We start from the raw sequence: 2,470 nt of genomic DNA, 5'->3' as shown, positions 1-2,470 counted from the left end.
GAACGAAGGCGGCCCGTACGACGTGTACGTGGACATGATCGTCGATACGCCTGCGGTAGCGACGCGGACATGGCTCGACAAGAACATCAGCACGGCATCGTCGGTCCACGCCACCAGCGCCATGCCGCTTGGTGCCTCGTTCGATTACCAGGTGAAGGCGGGGCAGGCGATCCAGGCCAAGGTCGGCATTTCGTTCGTGAGCGAGGCACAGGCCCATCGCAATGCCACGGAAGAGGCGCGCGGCTTCCGTTTCGACGACGTGCACCAGGCTGCCGTTGCCGCGTGGAACAAGGCGCTCGGCCGCATTGAGATCACCGGTGCGGACGACACGCAGCGGCGGACGTTCTATACGGCGCTTTATCACACCATGATGATGCCCTCCGACCACACGGGTGAGAACCCGAAGTGGACCTCCGCCGAGCCGTACTACGACGACTTCCAGGCGATCTGGGATACGTTCCGCAGCCAGGGCCCGCTCCTGACCCTGATCGCGCCGGACGTGCAGCGTGACATCGTGCGCTCGCTGGTGGATACCTACCGCCATGCCGGTTACATGCCCGACGCACGTGTCGGCAATGACAACGGCCGCACCCAGGGCGGCAGCAATGCCAACGTTCTGGTCGCGGATGCGTACGTCAAGGGTCTCACCGGTATCGACTACGCGACGGCATTCAAGGCCATGGTGAAGGACGCCACGGTGGCGCCCACCGATGCGCGCAAGGAAGGACGTGGGGGTCTGGAGACATACAACCGACTTGGCTATGTAGCGCAGCCGACGGAACGCGCCGGTTCGCGCACCGTGGAATATGCCTATGACGACTTCAGCATTGCCGAAGTCGCTTGCGGCCTGGGTCATGACGACGAAGCGAAGCTATACCGCGCCCATGCCGGCAACTGGGTGAACCTGTGGGATGCGACGAGCGAGCAGGAAGGCGTCAAGGGCTTCCTTCGTCCGCGCAACGAAGACGGTAGCTGGGCACCGCAGTACCTTGTCCGTCGGGGTACGTGGCCGGACTTCTACTACGAAGCCGACCTGTGGACGTATTCGATCTATGCCCCGCAGGACGTGCGCAAGCTGATCGCGATGTCCGGGGGAAACGAAGCCTTCGTGAAGCGCCTGGATACGGTCTTCGACAACCTGCATTTCGATATCACCAACGAGCCGGGCTTCCTGATTCCGGACCTCTACCTCTGGGCCGGACGTCCGGACCTCACGGCCGATCGTGTCACGACGTTCCTGCATCGTGCCTTCGGCGCGGATCGTGGTGGCATCCCGGGTAACGACGACTCCGGCGCGATGTCCAGCTGGTACGCGTTCCAGTCGATGGGCTTCTATCCGAACCCGGGCCAGGACGTGTACCTGATCGGCACGCCATCGTTCCGAGAGTCGACGATCGACCTGGGTGGTGGCAACACCTTCAGCGTACACGCCGAGCACTTCACGCCCGATGGCACGAACCRCTATGTGCAATCGGCTACGCTCAATGGTCACCCGCTGAACGCGGCGTGGTTCCGCCACGGCCAGATCGCCAAGGGTGGCACGCTGGATCTCGTGATGGGTCCGACACCGTCGCGCTGGGGTACGACCTCACCACCGCCTTCCATGTCCGACTCCGACTTTGCTCTCTGCAAACGCCATAGCCGCTGATCTACCCGAAGGATATTCATGGCTTCCCTACGTTCCTACCTGCTGCCGTTTGCCGCAGCCTCGTCTCTCGTCGCGTCGGCCTCGTTGCTCGCTGCCGCTACAAGCGACATCCACATCAACCAGATCCAGGTCATTGGTACGCATAACAGCTATCACGCCGGTTTCGCGCCCAGCGCCAGGCGCGTGATGCTGAAAGAAGCGCCGAAGGAATTCGCTGCGATCGACTATAGCCATCCGTCCTTGACCCGCCAGCTTGACGACGGTGTCCGCCAGGTGGAGCTGGATGTGTTCTCGGACGCCAAGGGTGGCCTGTATCTGGATCCGGCGATGGATCACATGATCGCGCTCAATGGCCTGCCGGCCGATCCGCCGACGGCAGCGCCGGGGACCTGGGAGAAGCCGGGTTTCAAGGTGATGCACATCCAGGGCGTGGACCAGCGCAGCACCTGCCAGCCGTTCACGGCATGCCTGGCCGAACTGCGCGCCTGGTCGAAGGCTCACCCGAGACACACGCCGCTGTTCGTCCTGGTCGAGACCAAGCAGGACCCGCTGAAGGTGAAAATCCCGACGGTGATCCCCGAGCCGTTTACCCCGGCCGTGTTCGATGCGCTGGACGCGGAAATCGCTTCGGTCTTCCCGCGCAACGAGATGGTCGTTCCCGACGATGTGCGCGGCGGGCACGCGAGTCTGGACGAAGCCGTGCGCCAGGGTGGCTGGCCCACCGTGGACAAGGCGCGTGGCAAGGTGGTGTTCCTGCTCGACCAGCGCAAGATGGAAGGTGTCTATAGTGAGGGCCATCCGTCGCTGCGAGGCCGCCTGATC

Annotated in this window: 2 protein-coding genes; both read left to right on the top strand. The window is 63.4% G+C overall.

Going from position 1 to position 2,470, the window contains the following annotated elements; all coding sequences use genetic code 11:
• Positions 1–1,648, top strand: a 1,648-nt coding sequence (locus tag AC1DSN_RS21335) for a GH92 family glycosyl hydrolase (protein ID WP_477332737.1), incomplete at its 5' end; no start/stop codon positions are given.
• A gap of 18 nt (positions 1,649–1,666) precedes the next feature.
• The coding region (locus tag AC1DSN_RS21330) for a Ca2+-dependent phosphoinositide-specific phospholipase C (RefSeq protein ID WP_477332735.1) at positions 1,667–2,470 on the top strand (804 nt) is incomplete at its 3' end.

It is taken from the genome of Luteibacter sp. P4_D7_3 (genome assembly GCF_056401735.1).
Note: the sequence above shows the minus strand (reverse complement) of the source record. Positions and strands in the feature narration are given on the sequence as shown.